Genomic DNA, 18,133 nt, shown 5'->3' on the forward strand with positions numbered 1-18,133 from the left:
GTGGAAAAGCGTCCTGTCAGTTTTGCATCCTGCCTGAAGGGCCGCGCGCCAGCCGTGTTCATTCAGCGCCGCGCGTCCGCCGCAGACTAACGGGTAACTTCAACCTTCGCTAAGGTTTCATAATAGCGTGCAATAGCGCTATGGTCAGATTGCCCGTGACCATCCGCTTTCAATGCCTGCATCATTTCCATGACCAGCGAGGTCAGAGGCAGTTGTGCGCCGACGCTGTGTGAGGTGTCCAGTGCGTTCGCTAAATCTTTGATGTGTAAATCAATACGGAAGCCCGGTTTGAAGTTGCGATCCATCACCATCGGCGCTTTCGCTTCCAGCACGGTACTGCCTGCCAGACCACCACGAATTGCCTGGAAAACCAGATCCGGATCCACGCCCGCTTTGGTTGCCAGCACCAGTGCTTCTGACATCGCCGCAATGTTCAGCGCCACAATCACCTGGTTCGCCAGCTTGGTCACGTTGCCTGCACCAATATCACCGGTATGCACCACCGAACCTGCCATGGATTTCATGATTTCATAGCATTTATCAAACACGGCTTTGTCGCCACCCACCATGACAGACATAGTGCCGTCGATGGCTTTTGGTTCACCACCGGAGACCGGCGCATCGAGCATCGCGATTTGTTTAGCGGCCAGCGCCTCACTGATTTCACGACTTGCCAGCGGCGCGATAGAACTCATGTCGATGAAAATGGTGCCCGGACGAGCGCCTTCAATCAGACCATTTTCGCCCAGCGCCACGTCTCTCACCTGCGGCGAGTTTGGCAGCATGGTGATGATCACATCAGAAACCGCAGCCACCGCTTTTGGTGTGTCTGCGGCTGTCGCGCCGAGTTGGACAATTTCGCCGACGGTATCCTGATTGCGGTCCATAACGACCAGCTCGTAACCTGCTTTCAGCAGGTTTTTGCTCATAGGCTTGCCCATGATGCCTAAACCAATAAAGCCAATTTTCATTCGGGTATCCTCTTTATATTGATGTAATGAGAGCGGATCACTGGGTGAAGCGATCGCACAGCGCCTGTGTGCCTGCACGGAAAACGCCTAAATCACTGCCGACAGCCACGAAGGTCGCGCCCCACTCCAGATAACGGCGCGCATCCGCTTCAACCGGTGCCAGAATACCGCTCGGTTTGCCATGCGCTTTTGCACGCGCAAAGATGTGACGGATAGCGGCCTGCACGTCCGGGTGTCCGGCGTTGCCCAGATGACCCATGCCTGCGGCCAGATCACTCGGGCCGACGAAAATGCCATCGATGCCATCAACGGCAGCAATCGCGTCCAGATTATCGACGCCCTGCTGGCTTTCGATTTGCACCATCACCGCGATGTTGTCATTGATGCTGTTGAAGTAATCCGGCACGGTGCCGAACATGTTGCTGCGGTGGGAAACGGAAACGCCGCGGATCCCGGCAGGCGGATAACGGGTCGAAGCAACGGCCAGCTCAGCCTGTTCCTGTGTTTCCACAAACGGCACCAGGAAATTGTAGAAACCGATATCCAGCAGACGTTTAATCACCACCGGATCGTTGAATTGCGGACGAACTACCGGCGCGCTGCGGCTGCCTTTCAGCGCCATCAGCTGCGGCACAAAAGTGCTAACATCGTTTGGCGCGTGTTCGCCGTCGAGCAGCAGCCAGTCAAAACCTGCGAGGCCAAGCACTTCGGTTGAGATCGGGCTGGATAATGCTGACCAACAGCCAATCAGGGTTTTCCCTTGCAATAAGTCCTGGCGGAACCGGTTTGGAATCATTTGATTACTCATATCTGACCTCATAAAAGGGGGCAGAGCCGGGATGCCCGGATTACCCCGCATCGCAATTTACTATTTCTTAAGTTCCAGACGTTTGATATCGCCGACCACCAGCAGATAGCAAAGCATCGCCATCAGTGCTGAACAGCCCACAAAAATTAATGCCATATTGAAAGAATGCAGACCTTTCACGATGTAGCCGATCACCAGCGGCGTCACGATGGAGGCCACGTTACCGAACACGTTGAAGATGCCGCCGCACAGACCGATGACTTCTTTTGGCGCAGTATCCGCAATCACTGGCCAGCCGAGCGCTCCGAAGCCTTTACCGAAGAACGCCAGCGCCATCAGGGTGACGACCAGTACGTTATTGTCCGTGTAGTTACACAAAATGATGCTGGTGGCTAATAACATGCCCAGCACGATAGGAATTTTACGCGCCACGGTCAGCGAATAGCCGCGTCTGATCAGAAAATCTGAGAACACGCCACCCAGCACACCGCCCGCAAAACCACACAGCGCAGGAATTGCGGCAATCATCCCCACTTTAAGAATAGACATGCCCTTTTCCTGAACCAGATAAATCGGGAACCAGGTCAGGAAGAACCACGTAATACTGTTAATGAAATACTGTCCGAAGAAGATCCCAAGCATCATGCGGCTGCTCAGCATCTGACGAACGTAGCTCCATTTCGGGCCGTTTTTCGCGCTGTCCGTTTTCTTGTGGTCGATATCAACAACGGCACCGCCGTCTGTCAGATACTCCAGCTCACTTTTAGAAATATGTGGATGTTCCGGCGGGTTGTGAATGAATTTGATCCACACCAGCGTCAGCACAAAACCCAGCACGCCCATCACGATGAAAACATGTTCCCAGCCCCAGGCATAAGTCAGCCAGCCCAGCAAAGGCGAAAACAGTGCCAGTGAGAAATACTGTGCGGAGTTAAAAATCGCGGAAGCCGTGCCGCGTTCAGTGGTCGGGAACCAGGCAGCCACAATACGGGCGTTCGCCGGGAAGGATGGAGCTTCGGAGAAACCGAGCATGAAACGCAACATGAACAGCGTCAGTGCGCCGTACGCCAGCGGGAACCAGCCCACAAAACCCTGCAACAGGGTGAACAGCGACCAGAAGAACAGGCTGTAGGTGTACACTTTTTTGGAGCCAAATCTGTCCAGCAGCCAGCCGCCGGGCAATTGCATAATCAGATAAGCCCAGCCGAACGCGGCAAAGATTTGTCCCATGTCGGCAGCATCCAGGCCCAGCTCACGCGCGACCTCGGTTCCCGCGATAGAGAGCGTTGCGCGGTCAGCGTAATTCACCGCCGTGATTAAAAAGATAATCAGCAAAATATAGTAACGGATATGGGTCCGTACCTTACTTTGCGCGATTGTCCCGGACTGAGATTGAATGTTCATGGTGACCCTCATTGTCATAATGCGAAAATTTTTCAGGGAGCTCACCGTTATTGAAATAACGTTTTTCGTTCACCTGTGGTTATTCGCCGTACAGCGTCTTAATTCGAAACAGGCAATAAACACTTTATTTATGATCGCCTGAAATTTACCTGTATTACTTTCAACGTCACCTTCAGAGGGCCAATACAGTATAAAAAGGAGGCCACGAAATAACACTGTGCATTCGCCCAAGAATAGCCCCGTTGATTGTGACTATTCTTTTGCATCCACACATCGGTGTGGGAGGAGAATCACAGATTGTGCGGAACCGATAACCGCTCAAATCAAAGGGTGATTTACATCACATTTATTCTGTCACCTGCCACACAGAATGACGTTCATCGGGCAAAAAGCTGGTCAGTTGCACAATGAGGTTGCCGGAAGACTGCCTTATAATGGATGCCATACCCTGTATTACCAGAGCATGTTTACAAGAACATTATTGAGCGTCAACTTCAGATAATTTACCGGAATTTTTTGTTCCGGGATGTTTAATAAACGCGGAGACAGTTATGTCACGTAATAAAGATAAAGAACACGCTACCGAAGCGCTTTTTATTAAAGTTCATGAAAGCGATAACGTGGCGATTATTGTGAATGACAACGGCTTAAAAGCCGGCACCCGATTTGCGAACGGTCTGGAATTAATTGAGCATATTCCGCAAGGCCATAAAGTGGCGTTAGAACCCATTGCTAAAGGCGGCGATATTATTCGTTACGGAGAAGTCATTGGTTATGCCGTACGGGATATCGCGCAGGGCAGCTGGATTGATGAATCCCTGGTGGAATTACCGGTCGCCCCTGAACTTTACAGCCTGCCGCTGGCCACCCGTGTGCCACCCGCGCTGCCACCACTCGAAGGCTATACCTTTGAAGGCTACCGCAATGCCGACGGCAGCGTCGGCACCAAAAATCTGCTGGGAATCACCACCAGTGTGCACTGCGTGGCGGGCGTAGTGGATTACGTAGTGAAAATCATTGAACGTGATTTGCTGCCGAAATTCCCCAACGTCGACGGTGTCGTGGCACTGAATCATTTGTACGGTTGCGGTGTGGCGATTAACGCCCCTGCGGCCATTATCCCGATCCGCACCATCCACAATCTGGCGCTGAACCCGAACTTTGGCGGCGAAGTCATGGTGGTCGGTCTGGGCTGTGAGAAGCTGCAACCCGAGCGCCTGCTGGAAGGCACGCCGGATGTGCAGGCGATTTCACTCGATGACACGCACATTGTGCGTTTGCAGGATGAGCAACATGTCGGTTTCCAGTCGATGGTTGACGATATCCTGACGGTCGCACAATTTCATCTGGAACGCCTGAACCGCCGCCAGCGCGAAACCTGTCCGGCTTCCGATCTGGTTGTGGGCACACAATGCGGCGGCAGTGATGCCTTCTCCGGTGTCACCGCCAACCCGGCAGTCGGTTACGCTTCGGATTTGCTGGTGCGCTGCGGTGCAACAGTGATGTTTTCAGAAGTCACAGAAGTGCGCGACGCTATCCATCTGCTGACACCGCGTGCAGCGGACGTCGACGTGGGTAAACGTCTGCTGGAAGAAATGGCCTGGTACGATAATTATCTGTCGCTGGGACAGACCGACCGCAGCGCCAACCCGTCTCCGGGCAACAAAAAAGGCGGTCTGGCTAACGTGGTTGAAAAAGCACTGGGTTCGATTGCTAAATCCGGTACCAGTGCGATTTCAGAAGTGTTGTCTCCGGGACAACGTCCGACCAAAAAAGGCCTGATTTACGCCGCCACACCTGCCAGCGATTTCGTCTGCGGGACACAGCAACTGGCTTCCGGTATTACCGTTCAGGTATTCACCACCGGACGCGGTACGCCATACGGCCTGCTTGCCGTGCCGGTGATTAAAATGGCAACACGTACCACGCTGGCAAACCGCTGGCACGATCTGATGGATATCAATGCCGGGACAATTGCGACCGGTGATGCCACCATCGAGGATGTGGGCTGGGAACTGTTCCATTTCATTCTGGACATCGCCAGCGGTCGCAAGAAAACCTGGTCAGACACCTGGGGCATCCATAATGCGCTGGCGGTGTTTAACCCGGCGCCGGTAACCTGAGTTACCGTTTTGCGGATAAACGAAAGGCCAGCAATGCTGGCCTTTTTTGTGCGTCTGATTTGATTCACAACTTACTGCGCCGCAGCGGCACCGGTTTGTTCTGCACCCACCAGCCCGACTTTCAGGTAACCGGCTTTACGCAAGTTATCCATCACGCTCATCAGCGTTTCGTAATCGACACTTTTGTCCGCGCGGAAGAAAATCGTACTCTGCTTGTTACCCTGAGTACGCTGATCCAGCATCGCGGTCATATTATCGCTGTTCACGGGCGTGTCGCCGAGGAACAGTTGCTTGTCAGCTTTCACCGACAGGAAAATCGGTTTCTCCGGACGCGGCTGCTGTTTTGCCGTCGAAGCCGGTAAATCCACCCGCACATCAACGGTGGCCAGCGGTGCCGCCACCATGAAGATGATCAGCAATACCAGCATGACGTCGATAAAAGGCGTGACGTTGATGTCATGCATTTCACCACTTTCGTCGATATCGTCGTTTAACCGAATAGCCATAATCTGTTCTTACCCTACGCGTAACTGACCTGTCTGACCGCGTGGCGCATTGCCTTCGCTGGCAGCCAGATCCAAATCACGGCCCTGTAACAGGATAATCTGCGCCGCCACATCGCCTACCTGATGACGGTAAGAGGTGATGGTACGGGCGAAAATATTGTAGATGACCACCGCAGGGATAGCCGCAACCAGACCCACAGCCGTGGCCAGTAAGGCTTCGGCGATACCCGGTGCGACGACCGCCAGATTGGTAGTCTGCGTCTGTGCGATACCGATGAAGCTGTTCATGATGCCCCATACGGTACCGAACAGGCCGACGAAGGGAGAGATTGCTCCGATGGTCGCCAGAATACCGTTGCCACGGCCCATGTAACGACCCGCGGCGCTGACGCGGCGCTCAAGGCGAAAACCGGTACGCTCTTTAATGCCGTTGTTGTCAGTCGATCCGGCAGACAGTTCCAGCTCGTTCTGCGCATCGCGGATCATCTGCGCGCTGATGCTGCTGGCAGCGAAACTTTCAGCCTGCTCGGCGGCTTCGTCCAGCGTACGAACGGAGGACAACGCATCAAATTCACGGCGCATACGGCGTTTGCCCGTGAAGACTTCCGCACCCTTGCTGAATAACAATGCCCAGGTGACTACAGAAGCCAGCAGCAGACCGATCATGACGGTCTTCACCACCACATCAGCGTGATGGTACATGCCCATAACAGACAAATCGGTTGGGATCACGGGTGCCGTCTCTGCTGGCGCGGGTTGCATCACCGGAGCTGGCGTTGCGTCACCGGTCGCCGGTGCGTCAGCCGTTGCAGGTTGAGTTGCTGCAGAATTGACGGCTTGTCCCGCCGGCGTCGCAGGTGCAGCCATCGCGTTGCCGCTCAGACCAGCAACCAACATTAACGACATCAGTAATGAGGTCGCCTCTTTCATCTTATTGCGAGCCGTTTTCACGCGTCGCCTCCAGCCAGAATCAGTGTGTAGAAGGAATGAATAACGCCGAATGATATCAAAGAAAAAGGCCTAATTGATAGTCGTTCTCATTATTATTTACATTGTCCCGCCTGCCGCCCGACGTGTCATTGACAGATGACAAGGTTTTTCCTGTTTGTACAAAGGTTGAACAATTTAACCTCCGTCACACTTTCAAAAAAAATCACACAGTAAATCAATCATCTGAGCTTCATTACTCAAGTTAAAACAACGTTTTAAATATTAAGCAACAGCTTTTTACATTTGTTACGAGTTTGTGATAACGCTCAAATACCGCACAACAAAAAATAGGATAAAGTGCATTCACTGGCGAAGACCTCACACCGGCACGTCATGCATCCCTATCATTTAAAAGCTTATTCAGACATTTTTCAAAATGAACCGGCAACGCCTCTGCGCCCGTCCTGTTCGATACTTGTTCACATTTATCTTTCCCTTACCGAGTACCCTGGAGACAAACTGATGAAAATGCAAAAAGCACTTCTCAGCCTTTGCCTGAGTTCCGCGACCCTCTTATTTACGCATGGCGTGTCAGCACAAACGCTGAAAGCCGCCGACGTGCATCCGCAAGGCTATCCCAACGTGGTCGCCGTCCAGCACATGGGCGAAAAACTGCAAAAGCAAACAGACGGACGCCTCGAAATTAAAACGTTTCCGGGCGGCGTGCTGGGAGATGAAAAGCAGGAAATTGAACAGGCGCAGCTCGGTGCGCTGGATATCATCCGTGTGTCGATGACGCCGGTTGCTTCGATTTTGCCAGAAATTAATGTCTTCACCCTGCCCTATATTTTCCGCGACGAAGACCATATGCACAAAGTGCTCGACGGTCAGATCGGTAAAGAAATCGGCGATAAAATCACCAACAATCCGAATTCGCGACTGGTTTTTCTCGGCTGGATGGATGGCGGGACGCGTAACCTGATCACCAAAAAACCGGTGGTGAAACCGGAAGATTTGCACGGCATGAAAATCCGCGTACAGGGCAGTCCGATTGCGCTGGCAACGCTGAAAGCGATGGGTGCCAATCCGGTGGCGATGGGCGTCAGTGAAGTGTTCAGCGGCATGCAGACCGGCGTCATTGACGGCACCGAAAACAACCCGCCAACCTTTGTCGCCCATAACTACCTGCCGGTAGTGAAAAACTACACCTACAGCCGCCATTTCATCATCCCGGAGCTGTTCCTGTATTCAAAAGTGAAATGGGACAAACTGAAACCGGAAGACCAGCAGTTAATCCTCAAACTGGCGAAAGAAGCACAGGACGAACAGCGCGAACTGTGGAAAGCCTATAACGAGAAAGCCCTCGCCACGATGAAAGCGGGCGGCGTGAAATTCTATGAGATTGACCCCGCGACGTATGTCAAAGCCACGCAATCCGTGCGCGATGAATTCGGCAAAGACCATCAGGATCTGATGCAGCAAATCGCTGACGTGAAGTAAACCCTGACACCGGCAGCCTGCGGGCTGCTTCTTTCTGATCTTTCGCCGGGGGATTTATGGTTTCGAGTTATCACACCCTGATGGACATTCTTTACCGCTGCGCGATGTGGATCGCGGGCATCGCGTTGCTGCTGATGGTGGCGGTGATCCCGGTTGGGATCTTTGCCCGTTACGTGATGAACAGCGCCCTGTCGTGGCCGGAGCCGATCGCGATTATGTGCATGGTGACGTTCACCTTTATCGGAGCCGCTGTCAGTTACCGCGCTGGTTCACACATCGTCGTTGCGATGGTCACTGACCGCCTGCCACCTGCGCTGAAAAAATTTTCTGCCCTGCTGGCTGACCTGATGATGCTGGCCATCAGCGTGTTTATTTTCTGGTACAGCCTGCAATTGTGCAGTGAACTCTGGCAACAGCCGGTGGCGGAATTCCCGCTGCTGACCGCCGGACAGACCTATCTGCCGCTACCTATAGGTTCTGCACTGACGTTGTTATTCATCATTGAGCAGATCATTGCCGGCCCGCAACATCAGCGGCCTGTGGTGATGCTGGGCAATTCTGACGCCTGACCGGAGCCTGTTATGGATGCATTAATCTTGTTGTTAACGCTGGCAGTGATGCTGGCGATTGGCGTGCCGGTCGCTTACGCCGTCGGGCTGAGCGCGCTGGCAGGAGCCTGGTGGATTGACCTGCCGTTTGAAGCGCTGATGATCCAACTGACCAACGGCGTGAACAAATTTTCACTGCTGGCGATCCCGTTCTTTATTCTGGCAGGCGCGATCATGGCCGAAGGAGGGATCGCCCGCAGGCTGGTCAGTTTTGCCTACATCTTTGTCGGGTTTATCCGCGGCGGGCTGTCGCTGGTGAACATTGTGGCCTCAACCTTTTTTGGCGCGATCTCCGGTTCTTCCGTGGCGGATACCGCCTCAATCGGCTCGGTGATGATCCCGGAAATGGAGAAAAAGGGCTATCCGCGTGACTTTGCGGCGGCGGTCACCGCCAGCGGCTCGGTACAGGCGATCCTGACGCCACCCAGCCACAACTCGGTGATTTACTCGCTGGCGACCGGCGGTACGGTGTCGATTGCCGCGCTGTTCATCGCCGGTATTTTGCCCGGTTTACTGCTCAGCCTGACGCTGATGGTGATGTGCGTGGTGTTTGCTCACAAACGCGGTTACCCGAAAGGTGAGCGCGTGCCGTTCCGCCAGGCGCTGAAGATTTTTATCGACACGCTGTGGGGGCTGATGACCATCGTGATCATCATGGGCGGCATTCTCAGCGGAATATTTACCGCGACGGAATCCGCAGCGATCGCGTGTTTGTGGTCATTCTTCGTCACCATGTTTATCTACCGCGATTACAAGTGGAGCGAACTACCGAAACTGATGTATCGCACGGTGAAAACCGTCAGCATCGTGATGATCCTGATAGGGTTTGCCGCCAGTTTTGGCGCAGTCATGACTTACATGCAGTTGCCGATGCGCATCACCGAATTCTTCACCTCGATCTCTGACAACAAGTACGTGATCCTTATGTGGATCAACATCATGCTGCTGGTGATCGGCACACTGATGGACATGGCGCCGATCATCCTGATCCTGACGCCGGTGCTGTTGCCGGTGGTGTTATCGCTCGGCATCGACCCGGTGCATTTCGGCATGATCATGCTGGTGAATCTGGGGATTGGCCTGATCACCCCGCCGGTCGGCTCGGTGCTGTTTGTGGCCAGCGCGGTGAGTAAACAGAGCATCGAAAAAGTGGTGAAAGCCATGCTGCCGTTCTACTGCGTGCTGTTCGTGGTGCTGATGCTGGTGACCTATATTCCGACCATTTCGCTGTTCCTGCCCAAACTGTTTGGCGTTTATACCGGCTGATGCCCAAAACTCGTTTCTCCCTTGCCCGTCGTGACGACGGGCTTTTTTTTTGGCCGTGCTGCTGAAATTTTCTCATCCACCCGCCAAAAGCCTGATCCCTGAAATTCATCATGTTAAGTTAATGACATATCGGCGGATGCAGAGAGCACCGCGCTATAAAACAGGGTGAAATACGGATTATGTCGTCTAAGAAAATTGAAACCGCGCTGGTCAGCGCCGGACGGGACAAGAAATTCACGCAGGGTTCAGTGAATGCCGTGATCCAGCGCGCCTCATCGCTGGTGTTTGAAACCGTGGCAGATAAAAAACACGCCACCGCTAACCGCGCCAACGGCGAACTATTTTACGGTCGTCGTGGCACCCTGACGCATTTCTCATTCCAGGAAGCGATGGTGGAGCTGGAAGGCGGCGCAGGTTGCGCGCTGTATCCTTGTGGCGCGGCGGCAGTCAGTAACGCCGTACTCTCATTTGTCAGCAGCGGCGACCACATTCTGGTGGCCGGTTCAGCCTACGAGCCGACGCAGGATTTCTGCGAAAAAGTGCTGAAAAAACTCGGCGTATCCACCACCTATTTTCCGGCCAATATCGGCGCGGGGTTAGGCTCGCTGATGCAACCCAACACCAGAGTGGTGTTCCTGGAATCGCCGGGTTCGATCACCCTGGAAGTCCCGGACATTCCGGCGATGGTGAAAGCCGTGCGGGCCGTGAATCCGGACGTCGTCGTCATGATCGACAACACATGGGCGGCGGGCATTCTGTTTAAAGCGCTGGAATTCGATATCGATATTTCGATTCAGGCAGGCACCAAATACATTATCGGCCATTCCGATGCCATGATTGGCACCGCCGTTTCTAATGAACGTTGCTGGGAGCAACTGCGGGAACACTCATATCTGATGGGCCAGATGGTCGATGCTGATATCGCGTATGTCGCCAGCCGCGGTTTACGCACTATGGGCGTGCGGCTGAAACAGCATGCAGAAAGTAGTCTCCGCATTGCGCGGTGGCTGGCAGAGCGGCCGGAAGTGGCGGTGGTCAACCACCCGGCATTACCCGGCAGCAAAGGCCATGAATTCTGGAAACGTGATTTCACCGGCAGTTGCGGCCTGTTCTCTTTCGTGCTGAAACAGCGCCTGAGCAAACAGCAACTTTCCGACTATCTCGATCACTTCGCACATTTCAGCATGGCCTATTCCTGGGGCGGTTTTGAATCACTGGTTTTAGCCAATCAGCCGGAAGAAATTCAGGCGATACGTCCGGCAGAAACCGTGGATTTCAGCGGTACTCTGGTGCGGTTGCATATCGGGCTGGAAAATTGTGACGACCTGATCGCCGATCTTTCAACAGCCTTTGAACGGATTGCGACATACTGAACCGCACAGATTGCGACACACCGCGCAGATCGGTAAGGTGTGTGACGTATTTTCGTTCGCAAAATGAGAATAATCTGTAAGCTCTACTTTTAGCTCCGGTAAATTTACGCCGGAGCATTCTGTCTTTTTCACAATGTCCTCAGATCAACGTCTTCCGGCGCAAATCGCGGTACACTGGTAAGTGACAGTTTTTAATGAACAGAAACAGGACAGAATATGGCAGTTATTTGCGACATTTTTCATGCGCTCTGGCGACATGATTTTATTATGCTCGCCGACCCGAAACTTCTCTGGGTTATTTACGCTGTTCTGTTCGCCACGCTTTTTCTCGAAAACGGACTGCTTCCCGCCGCTTTCCTGCCCGGCGACAGCTTATTGCTGCTGACCGGCGCGCTTATCGCCAAAGGCGTCATGAGCTTCTTCCCGACCCTGATTATCCTGGTGACCGCTGCCAGCCTGGGCTGCTGGCTGAGCTATATTCAGGGGCGCTGGCTCGGACATACCCGCTTGGTAAAAGGCTGGCTGTTACAGCTTCCGGCGCATTATCATCAGCGCGCACATCAGATGTTTACCCAACACGGGCTGATGGCTTTACTGGTGGGCCGTTTTCTGGCGTTTATCCGCACCCTGCTGCCGACGATGGCGGGCATCTCCGGTCTGAACAACGCCCGCTTCCAGTTCTTCAACTGGCTGAGCGCCATTTTGTGGGTCGGCGGAGTAATCACCATCGGTTTTGCGCTGAGCCACATTCCGGTGGTTAAACGCCATGAAGATCAGGTTATGGCGGGGCTGATGATTTTACCGGTTCTGTTGTTGGTGATGGGGCTGGCTGGCGGACTGGTGGTGGTGTGGAAGAAACGCAAATGCCGGGCCTGAACACGCGGTTCAGGCTTTAAATGCCACATCGGCTAACGCCAGCACACCGGAACTCCCTTCGCGCAGACGTGCCATCTCATCACTCGGCGTGACGCCAAAATAGCGCTTAAATTCACGACTGAATTGTGACGCGCTTTCATACCCGACCTGCAGTGCCGCCACACTGGCTTTCACACCATCAAAAATCATCAGCGTACGCGCACGATGCAGGCGATAGGTTTTCAGATACTGCAGCGGCGACGTGCTGGTCACGGCTTTGAAGTTATGGTGAAACGCAGAAATACTCATGTTCACTTCGCTGGCCAGCGCTTCCACACTAAGATTGTCGGCGTACTGCGCTTCAATCCGGCGCAGGGATTTAGCAATCTGGCTGAAATGGGTATGACGGTTGACCAGCGCCTGTAACGCCCCGCCATTTTCGCTGGTCAGAACAAAGAACAGGATTTCGCGGATAATCTTCGGCCCAAGAATGCGGGCATGCAGCGGTTTATCCATCACATCCAGCAGACGCTCTGTGGCACACAGAATATCGCCATCCAGCACGCCGGAGTTGATACCGGTTGAAGGTTCTTTCTGACGCACCACGCTTTCGTCGCCCATATCCATCAGTAAATCCTGCAACATCAGGTTATCAATACTGATCTGGATACCGGCCAGCGGCTCTTCGGGGCTGCTGAACGTTTCACATTCGAAAGGCAACGGCACGGTCAGCATCAGATAATTGTGCGGATCGTAGGAAAAGGTTTTCTTGCCCAGATAACCGACTTTGCGTCCCTGAAAAAGGATCACGATGCCGGGATTGTACAAAACCGGCTGGCGCGGATGGTAACGAGTGGTGTACATCAGCGTCACCTGCGGTACCGCCGACGGCGTCAGGTTTTTATCTCCGCTGAGCCGGGCGACTCTGGCTGCCATGCGGGTGCACAGGCTGTTCACGTTTTCCATCATTCCGCTCCACACATTCATTAAACTGACATTGATTTTGCCATAACACCCTACGTTCCTACAGAGAGAAGCAGAATCAGGCAAGACTCTCGCAGAAATGGGCATCATCCTGTTGCGCATTTTCTCTTACAGTTAATGTCGCCTTCCGCAGGGGGACACACCTGCATAAACGCGATGAACTGCTAGTCTGTATGAACGCACTTTTCATTCGCTGATCGTGAGCGACCTTCGTTCGCCGATTCATTTTTCTGATAACTTCTTATTTCAATTCATTATTTGTCTAACCCGAAAGTTCGGAGGATTGTATGTCTGCACCTGTTGCTGCTGAAAACACCTTTAACGCCTGGGCCGCTGCCGGCCCGAACCAGCCACTGGAAGCATTTGCTTTCGACGCTGGTCCGATTGGCGATGAAGAAATTGAAGTCGCGATTGATTACTGCGGCGTCTGTCATTCAGATCTGTCTATGCTCAATAATGACTGGGGTATCACGCAGTATCCGTTCGTACCAGGCCATGAAGTGGTCGGTAAAATCGTCAAAATAGGTAATCATGCGCAAAACAAAGGGCTGAAAGTCGGCCAGATTGTCGGCGTGGGCTGGAACCGTGGCAGTTGCATGCATTGCCATCCTTGTATGTCCGGCGATCAGCACCTTTGTCATGACGTGGAAGCCACCATCATCGGCCATCACGGCGGCTTCGCTGACCGCATCCGCAGCCACTGGGCGTGGGCGATCCCGCTGCCGGAAGGCGTGGATATCACCAGTGCCGGTCCGCTGTTCTGTGGCGGTATCACCGTCTTCAACCCGCTGCTGCAGTTTGGCGTACTGCCAACTCACCGCGTCGGTGTGATTGGTATCGGCGGTTTAGGTCATATGGCGCTGCGCTTCCTGAATGCATGGGGCTGCGAAGTCACCGCCTTTACGTCATCACTGGCTAAACGTGACGAAGCGATTTCACTTGGCGCGCACCGCGTTATCGCCACCCGAGACAGCGAAGAACTGAAGAAAATCGCCGGTCAGTTGGACTTTATTATGGTGACCGCCAATGCCTCGCTGGACTGGGACGCCATTCTCGGCGCGCTGGCACCCAAAGGCCGTCTGCACTTTGTGGGGGTGGTGCCCGAAGCCGTACCGCTGCATGTGATGGCGCTTATCAGCAAACAGGCAGAAATTTCCGGTTCACCGACCGGTGCCCCTTCCCGTCTTGCCGACATGCTGGCGTTCTGCGCCCGTCATGGCATTACCCCGCAGGTTGAGCACTTCCCGCTGAGTAAAATCAATGACGCGGTGGAGCATCTGCATGAAGGGAAAGCGCGCTACCGCGTGGTACTGGATATGCATGCTTAGGTATTTTTTACACTTAAAATAAGTAGCCTGCTCAGCAAGATGCCGTTTCGTTAACTAGACTTAACGTCAATCCCTACACGGTGCCCGTGCATTCCGGCGGGCACTCTGCCCTGAAAGGAGAAACTCATGGCAACGCAACCCATCATCAAACTTCACGATGGCAATCTGATGCCTCAGTTAGGACTTGGCGTATGGAAAGCCAGTAATCAGGAAGCCACCAGTGCGGTGAAAACGGCGATTGAAACCGGCTATCGCCACATCGATACCGCCGCCATCTACAAAAATGAGGAAGGCGTCGGCGAAGCAATTGCTGCTAACCTGGTTCCGCGTGAAGAGCTGTTTATTACCACTAAGCTGTGGAATGACGATCAGCTTAACGCGCCACAGGCGCTGGAAACCAGCCTTAAAAAGCTGAAAACTGATTATGTCGACTTGTACCTGATCCACTGGCCACAACCGGCCCAGGGGCATTACGTCGATGCCTGGAAAGCCCTGCTGAAACTCAAAGAGCAAGGGTTGGCGAAAAGTGTCGGCGTATGTAATTTCCCGCTGCAACACTTACAGAAGCTGAAAGACGAAACCGGTATTTTCCCTGCTGTGAATCAGATTGAGTTACACCCGCTGATGCAACAGCGCCAGTTGCACACCTGGAATGCCACCCACACCATCGCCACTGAATCCTGGAGCCCGCTGGCGCAGGGCGGCGAAGGGGTATTTGATCAGCCGCTGATCCAGAAACTGGCAGAAAAATATGACAAAACACCTGCGCAGATTGTCATCCGCTGGCATCTGGATAACGGACTGATTGTTATCCCGAAATCGGTGACACCTAAACGTATTCGTGAAAACTTCGACGTGTTTGACTTTAAACTGGAGAAGGAAGAACTGGCGGAAGTCACCAAGCTGGATAAAGAGCACCGTCTGGGGCCGGATCCGGAAAAAGGCCTGTAAGCCATTCAGTCAATGTCATAACGCAAAAACCCGCCATGGCGGGTTTTTTATGTAGCAGAACAACGTTACATCGACGGCTGAACCAGCATATTTCCCGCTGAACCACGGTCAGCCAGTTCCAGCGCTCCGCTGCGGTAGACAAACGGGAAATGCTCATAGGAAGGCTGATTGAAATACACCAGTAATTCGACATCGCCATCCACCCAGACCGTGTCTTTGAATCCGGCATCTTCCACCAGCGGTGCCGCACCGTTGACGCTTTTCACCAGGAAGGACACGCCTTCTGCATGGAATGTCTGCGGCATGTCCGCATGAACGGTCCAGCGTTCCCATGTGCCCTGTTGCGCAGTCAGGTCGATACGGTTGATATCCCACATCGCGCCGTTGATTCCCGGCTCACTGTCACCGAGACGCAAATCACGGGTGCGGACAACGTTACCGGAGAGGATCTGATCGGCCAGCAAACGCATCGGCAGATTATCCGTCACCAGCGGCAACAAGCCGGTCGGTTTCAGCGTCAACACGATCGTCGACACCAGAATGCTCGAGGGTTCAAACAGGCCACGCAGTCTGTCCATCACGCCTGCGGCTTCACCGGCAGTAATCGACACTTCTTCGCCCTGCGACATATCCACCAGCACTTCGCGGCGTTCTCCCGGTCCGAGCGACAGACGTTTAACAGTCATTGGCGCAGGCAGAAAACCAAGATCGGAAGCCACGACGTGGAACGCGCGGTTATCAGTCATGCTCAGTTCGTAACGGCGGGCATTCGATGCATTCAGCAGGCGCAGACGCACCCAGCCTCGCGAAACCTCGACATAAGGGCTTTGCACACCGTTTACCAGCATGGTGTCACCGAAGAACCCGCCTGACGCTGGCGTGTCATATTGCGGCACACCGAACCCATCCAGACGCTTGTCCTGAATGATAATCGGGAAATCATCCACGCCGTAGTGATTCGGTAACGGCAGATTCTTGCTGACTTCATCCTCAACAATCCACATCCCCGCCAGCCCGTTATAAACGTGTGGCGCCATGCGGTTGGGGGTATTGGCGTGATACCAGCAGGTGGCCGCCGCCTGACGAATAGGCAATACCGGAGACCAGTCCACGCCTGGCTGCATCAGACGCGCTGCGCCACCGGTTAACGTTCCTGGTTCAAGCAGGCCGCTGACGGTCATAGAAACCGGTTCAGCCAGACGGTTGCTGTAAATAAGTTTGACGTCATCGCCGCTGTGCACTTTGACGGTCGGGCCGAGGTACATGCCATTAATGCCCCAGACCGGTGCCTTTGCGCCCCCCAGGAATGACCAGTGCGCGGCCTGCAACGTCAGAAACAGCGGTTGCCCGCGGCGCGATTCAAGCAACGGGGGAACAGGTAATGCCGGTTGCGAACCACTCGCTTCTGCTTTTAAAGGCAGAGCACCTGCGGCAAGAGCCACGCCGGAGGCTTGCAGGAACGAGCGACGACTGAGTGACATATCTTCTCCATGAAAACGAACCATAAACTGTATTGAACGCCGCCGCCATCAATGGCAGCGGGAAGAATCCCCGTCATACTTCAGGCTGCAGGTGCGTTGGCAACTCGAATTATTTAGTGGATTTATAAATAGTATTATTTTTTTGCGGCGGCTTCGCGCTGTGCCACTTCGGCATCCAGTTCGGCGATTTTGTCCGCCATGATCTGACGGCAATGCTCAGACAATTCACGCAGGCGTTCTTTGGTGTAACCACTGGTGTCGATCGGTGGCAAAATTTCGACAATCACCAGCCCGTTAGACCAGCGGTTTAATTTCACCTTGTTGCTGGTGTTCGATACACAAATCGGCACAATCGGCACGCCGGCAGCAATCGCCGCATGGAAAGCGCCGGTTTTGAATGGCATCAGACCACGACCACGGCTGCGCGTCCCTTCGGGGAACATCCAGATCGACAGATTCTTTTTCTTAATCTGGGCCACCACCTGAGAAATAGTACCGTGCGCTTTGGCGCGATTATCACGGTCAATCAGCAGGTTGCCCGTCAGCCAGTAAAGCTGACCAAAGAACGGGATCCAGGCCAGGCTTTTCTTGCCAACGGTCACCGTTCCTGGCATGACGACGGACGAAGCCGTCACCATGTCGTAATTGTTTTGATGGTTGGCAATATAAATACAGTTGCCGTTATTCACTGCTTCTGCAGGAATACGTTTTTCAACACGAAGACCAAATACCGGTGCCAGACGACCAAACAGCTTACCGAAAGTCGACACATGTTTCGGGTTCCGCGGACTGAAAAGACAGTAGATGCAACCAAAGACACTGACCAGAATCGAGTAAATCACCACGATAATCAGACGCAAAATAAATAACATAACATCCTCTTAAAACTACAGCCGAAGCCGGTAAGAAACCTGTGCAGTTTCGCTCCCTGTGCGGTGAACTATTCTCAAGCCTCATTCAACACGGCACAACGGTTTTATTAATACAAATGTAAAATCTTTGCACTGCGCGACAGTCTCAGACCACTGAATTCCATCGAAAGATT

General features: G+C 53.6%; 16 protein-coding genes. 8 read left to right on the forward strand and 8 right to left on the reverse strand.

Annotated elements, in window-relative coordinates:
* Positions 1-86: 86 nt before the first annotated feature.
* Genes garR through AC1DUO_RS05810 form a run of 3 tightly spaced genes read right to left on the reverse strand, consistent with a single transcriptional unit; the run spans position 87 to position 3,183 of the window.
* On the reverse strand, positions 87-1,025 hold the full coding sequence (gene garR, locus AC1DUO_RS05800) for a 2-hydroxy-3-oxopropionate reductase (protein WP_255563054.1): 939 nt from the start codon (positions 1,023-1,025) through the stop codon (positions 87-89).
* Positions 1,009-1,779, reverse strand: a complete 771-nt coding sequence (gene garL / locus AC1DUO_RS05805) for a 2-dehydro-3-deoxyglucarate aldolase (protein ID WP_013573986.1) — start codon at positions 1,777-1,779, stop codon at positions 1,009-1,011. The genes garR and garL overlap by 17 nt, the downstream gene beginning before the upstream one ends.
* Before the next feature lie 60 nt (positions 1,780-1,839).
* On the reverse strand, positions 1,840-3,183 hold the full coding sequence (locus tag AC1DUO_RS05810) for an MFS transporter (protein WP_013573985.1): 1,344 nt from the start codon (positions 3,181-3,183) through the stop codon (positions 1,840-1,842).
* A 551-nt stretch (positions 3,184-3,734) separates the two neighbouring features.
* Here AC1DUO_RS05810 and garD point away from each other — a divergent pair.
* Positions 3,735-5,306 (forward strand): galactarate dehydratase, encoded by a 1,572-nt coding sequence (gene garD / locus AC1DUO_RS05815; RefSeq protein WP_013573984.1) that lies wholly within the window; start codon positions 3,735-3,737, stop codon positions 5,304-5,306.
* 71 nt (positions 5,307-5,377) lie between these two features.
* Here garD and exbD read toward each other — a convergent pair whose 3' ends face one another.
* Together exbD and exbB are read right to left on the reverse strand one after the other, a co-directional pair.
* Positions 5,378-5,812: a TonB system transport protein ExbD gene (exbD, locus tag AC1DUO_RS05820; protein ID WP_013573983.1), complete on the reverse strand. Its 435-nt coding sequence runs from the start codon at positions 5,810-5,812 to the stop codon at positions 5,378-5,380.
* 9 nt (positions 5,813-5,821) lie between these two features.
* On the reverse strand, positions 5,822-6,742 hold the full coding sequence (gene exbB / locus AC1DUO_RS05825) for a tol-pal system-associated acyl-CoA thioesterase (protein WP_191996295.1): 921 nt from the start codon (positions 6,740-6,742) through the stop codon (positions 5,822-5,824).
* 522 nt (positions 6,743-7,264) lie between these two features.
* Between exbB and AC1DUO_RS05830 the strand changes: the two genes are divergently transcribed.
* The 5 genes from AC1DUO_RS05830 (at position 7,265) to AC1DUO_RS05850 (ending at position 12,365) form a co-directional block, all read left to right on the forward strand.
* Positions 7,265-8,242, forward strand: coding sequence for a TRAP transporter substrate-binding protein (locus AC1DUO_RS05830; protein ID WP_013573981.1), 978 nt, complete (start codon positions 7,265-7,267; stop codon positions 8,240-8,242).
* A gap of 56 nt (positions 8,243-8,298) precedes the next feature.
* The gene (locus AC1DUO_RS05835) at positions 8,299-8,811 is read left to right on the forward strand and encodes a TRAP transporter small permease (RefSeq protein ID WP_013573980.1); all 513 of its coding nucleotides are present in this window, start codon (positions 8,299-8,301) and stop codon (positions 8,809-8,811) included.
* 12 nt (positions 8,812-8,823) lie between these two features.
* Positions 8,824-10,116 (forward strand): TRAP transporter large permease, encoded by a 1,293-nt coding sequence (locus tag AC1DUO_RS05840; RefSeq protein WP_013573979.1) that lies wholly within the window; start codon positions 8,824-8,826, stop codon positions 10,114-10,116.
* Between the two features lie 179 nt (positions 10,117-10,295).
* Positions 10,296-11,489 carry a cystathionine beta-lyase gene (gene metC, locus AC1DUO_RS05845; protein ID WP_119261241.1) on the forward strand — a complete coding sequence of 398 codons (1,194 nt, stop codon included), beginning with the start codon at positions 10,296-10,298 and terminating at the stop codon, positions 11,487-11,489.
* 216 nt (positions 11,490-11,705) lie between these two features.
* Entirely contained in the window at positions 11,706-12,365 is a 660-nt protein-coding gene (locus tag AC1DUO_RS05850) for a DedA family protein (protein ID WP_013573977.1), read from the forward strand.
* A 9-nt stretch (positions 12,366-12,374) separates the two neighbouring features.
* On the opposite strand, the gene AC1DUO_RS05855 is transcribed toward AC1DUO_RS05850, so the two are convergent.
* Positions 12,375-13,310 (reverse strand): AraC family transcriptional regulator, encoded by a 936-nt coding sequence (locus tag AC1DUO_RS05855; protein WP_013573976.1) that lies wholly within the window; start codon positions 13,308-13,310, stop codon positions 12,375-12,377.
* A 305-nt stretch (positions 13,311-13,615) separates the two neighbouring features.
* Here AC1DUO_RS05855 and ahr point away from each other — a divergent pair, with 305 nt between their 5' ends.
* On the forward strand, positions 13,616-14,656 hold the full coding sequence (gene ahr, locus AC1DUO_RS05860) for an NADPH-dependent aldehyde reductase Ahr (protein ID WP_013573975.1): 1,041 nt from the start codon (positions 13,616-13,618) through the stop codon (positions 14,654-14,656).
* A 126-nt stretch (positions 14,657-14,782) separates the two neighbouring features.
* Positions 14,783-15,607: a 2,5-didehydrogluconate reductase DkgA gene (dkgA, locus tag AC1DUO_RS05865; RefSeq protein ID WP_013573974.1), complete on the forward strand. Its 825-nt coding sequence runs from the start codon at positions 14,783-14,785 to the stop codon at positions 15,605-15,607.
* A 65-nt stretch (positions 15,608-15,672) separates the two neighbouring features.
* Here the strand turns inward: dkgA and ftsP are convergent, their stop codons facing one another.
* Positions 15,673-17,088 carry a cell division protein FtsP gene (ftsP, locus tag AC1DUO_RS05870; RefSeq protein WP_013573973.1) on the reverse strand — a complete coding sequence of 472 codons (1,416 nt, stop codon included), beginning with the start codon at positions 17,086-17,088 and terminating at the stop codon, positions 15,673-15,675.
* 134 nt (positions 17,089-17,222) lie between these two features.
* Positions 17,223-17,960, reverse strand: coding sequence for a 1-acylglycerol-3-phosphate O-acyltransferase (locus AC1DUO_RS05875; RefSeq protein ID WP_013573972.1), 738 nt, complete (start codon positions 17,958-17,960; stop codon positions 17,223-17,225).
* Positions 17,961-18,133: the final 173 nt, after the last annotated feature.

Source organism: Rahnella sp. P4_A8 (assembly GCF_056402435.1).

What these genes read in the sequence shown, in the direction of transcription:
- dkgA (WP_013573974.1), top strand. Translation starts at nt 14,783, where the DNA reads ATGGCAACGCAACCCATCATCAAACTTCACGATGGCAATCTGATGCCT.
- AC1DUO_RS05855 (WP_013573976.1), bottom strand. Translation starts at nt 13,310, where the DNA reads ATGGAAAACGTGAACAGCCTGTGCACCCGCATGGCAGCCAGAGTCGCC.
- AC1DUO_RS05840 (WP_013573979.1), top strand. Translation starts at nt 8,824, where the DNA reads ATGGATGCATTAATCTTGTTGTTAACGCTGGCAGTGATGCTGGCGATT.
- metC (WP_119261241.1), top strand. Translation starts at nt 10,296, where the DNA reads ATGTCGTCTAAGAAAATTGAAACCGCGCTGGTCAGCGCCGGACGGGAC.
- garD (WP_013573984.1), top strand. Translation starts at nt 3,735, where the DNA reads ATGTCACGTAATAAAGATAAAGAACACGCTACCGAAGCGCTTTTTATT.
- ahr (WP_013573975.1), top strand. Translation starts at nt 13,616, where the DNA reads ATGTCTGCACCTGTTGCTGCTGAAAACACCTTTAACGCCTGGGCCGCT.
- garL (WP_013573986.1), bottom strand. Translation starts at nt 1,779, where the DNA reads ATGAGTAATCAAATGATTCCAAACCGGTTCCGCCAGGACTTATTGCAA.
- AC1DUO_RS05835 (WP_013573980.1), top strand. Translation starts at nt 8,299, where the DNA reads ATGGTTTCGAGTTATCACACCCTGATGGACATTCTTTACCGCTGCGCG.
- AC1DUO_RS05810 (WP_013573985.1), bottom strand. Translation starts at nt 3,183, where the DNA reads ATGAACATTCAATCTCAGTCCGGGACAATCGCGCAAAGTAAGGTACGG.
- AC1DUO_RS05850 (WP_013573977.1), top strand. Translation starts at nt 11,706, where the DNA reads ATGGCAGTTATTTGCGACATTTTTCATGCGCTCTGGCGACATGATTTT.
- AC1DUO_RS05830 (WP_013573981.1), top strand. Translation starts at nt 7,265, where the DNA reads ATGAAAATGCAAAAAGCACTTCTCAGCCTTTGCCTGAGTTCCGCGACC.
- ftsP (WP_013573973.1), bottom strand. Translation starts at nt 17,088, where the DNA reads ATGTCACTCAGTCGTCGCTCGTTCCTGCAAGCCTCCGGCGTGGCTCTT.
- AC1DUO_RS05875 (WP_013573972.1), bottom strand. Translation starts at nt 17,960, where the DNA reads ATGTTATTTATTTTGCGTCTGATTATCGTGGTGATTTACTCGATTCTG.
- exbB (WP_191996295.1), bottom strand. Translation starts at nt 6,742, where the DNA reads ATGAAAGAGGCGACCTCATTACTGATGTCGTTAATGTTGGTTGCTGGT.
- exbD (WP_013573983.1), bottom strand. Translation starts at nt 5,812, where the DNA reads ATGGCTATTCGGTTAAACGACGATATCGACGAAAGTGGTGAAATGCAT.